Below are 1,669 nucleotides of genomic sequence, written 5' to 3' on the forward strand. Positions count from 1 at the left end.
GGCTGCTGCCGTCGAAGCGCCTGCCGCGGCGCCGGTCGAGCCGCAGCCCGCCGCCGCCGATGCACCGGTGATCTTCACCGTGGTCAAGGAGCCCGGCGCCGAGCTGCCGCCGGACTGGGATCCGCCCGGCCTCGAGCGCGAGGTCGACGAGAACGGCCAGCCGACCCGGGCGTCGCGCAATCGCCGCCGCGGCGGGCGCAAGGACCGCCGCCGCGACGAGGTCGTGCTCGGCGCGGCCGAAGCGCACCTGTCGACGCCGGTGATGCCCGATGCGAGCGACCTGTTCGCGACGGTGGTGTCCGGTGATTTCGACGTCGAGGCGCCGCAGCCCGAGGGCGCGCCGTCCACCGAGCCGGCGGAATCGCTGTCTGCCGACGAGGCCGGGGCCGAGGGTGAAGAGGACGACCTGGACGCCGAGGATGAAGCCGCCGGCGATGCCRAGGCCGAATCCGGCGTCGAGATCACCCCCGAGGAAGCCGCCGAACGCAAGCGCGTGCTGCAGGCCGACCCGGACGCCCCGAAGCTGCACAAGGTGCTGGCCCAGGCCGGCGTCGGCTCGCGCCGCGACATGGAGGACATGATCGCCGACGGCCGCGTCACGGTGAACGACCAGCCTGCCCACACCGGCCAGCGCATCTCGTTCGGCGACCGCATCAAGGTCGACGGCAAGCCGGTGCGCGTGCGCATCGTGCCGCCGGCGCCGCGCATCATCGCGTACCACAAGCCGGCCGGCGAGGTCGTCACGCACGACGATCCGCAGCACCGCCCCACCGTGTTCCGCCGCCTGCCGCGCCTGCAGCAGGGCAAGTGGCAGTCGGTCGGCCGCCTCGACCTGAACACCGAAGGCCTGCTGCTGTTCACGAACTCCGGCGAGCTGGCCAACCAGCTGATGCATCCGCGCTTCGGCGTCGAGCGCGAGTACGCGGTGCGCGTGCTCGGCACGCTGGACGAGGGCAACAAGGCCAAGCTGCTGGCCGGCGTGATGGTCGAGGGCCAGATCGCGGGCTTCAAGTCGATCGTCGACGGCGGCGGCGAGGGCGCGAACCACTGGTACCGCGTCGTCATCACCGAAGGCCGCAACCGCGAGGTGCGCAAGCTGTTCGACACGGTCGGCCTCACGGTCAGCCGCCTGATCCGCATCCGCTACGGCACCGTGGTGCTGCCGCGCGGGCTGAAGCGCGGCGTCTGGGTCGACCTCGAGGAAGGCGACGTGCGCACGATCCGCCGGCTGGCCGGCGGTGGCGACGGGCAGCGGCGCGATGGCAATCCGCAGCAGCCGCGCCAGGAAGGCCGCGGCGAGAACCGTGGCAACGAAAATCGCGGCAACGAGAACCGTGGCAACGACAGCCGCGGCGGCAATGACCGCGGCCGCGGCAACAACAACAACGGCCAGAACAAGCCGCGCAACGAGCGCGACGCCCAGCGCCCGAACGACCGCCAGGACCGGGGGCCACGCGGCAACCGGGGCGGCCAGAACCAGCCGCAACATCAGCCGCAAAACCAGCAGCAGGTGCCGGCCCAGGCGCGCGAGCGCCAGCCGGATGACTTCGACCGCGACGACGACGGCCTGGACTTCGATCCGTCCAAGATCCCGAATCCGCTGGAGCAGACCTTCGACAAGCGCTTCGTGCAGAAGCCGCGCACGCCTGCGGGCGGTGCCGGGTTCGGC

1 protein-coding gene is annotated in these 1,669 nt (G+C 72.2%); it reads left to right on the plus strand.

What is annotated here, in order from left to right; all coding sequences use genetic code 11:
• Nucleotides 1-1,669, plus strand: a 1,669-nt coding sequence (locus AC1D01_RS33675) for a pseudouridine synthase (protein WP_477873813.1), incomplete at both ends; no start/stop codon positions are given.

It is taken from the genome of Rhizobacter sp. P3_B12 (genome assembly GCF_056402895.1).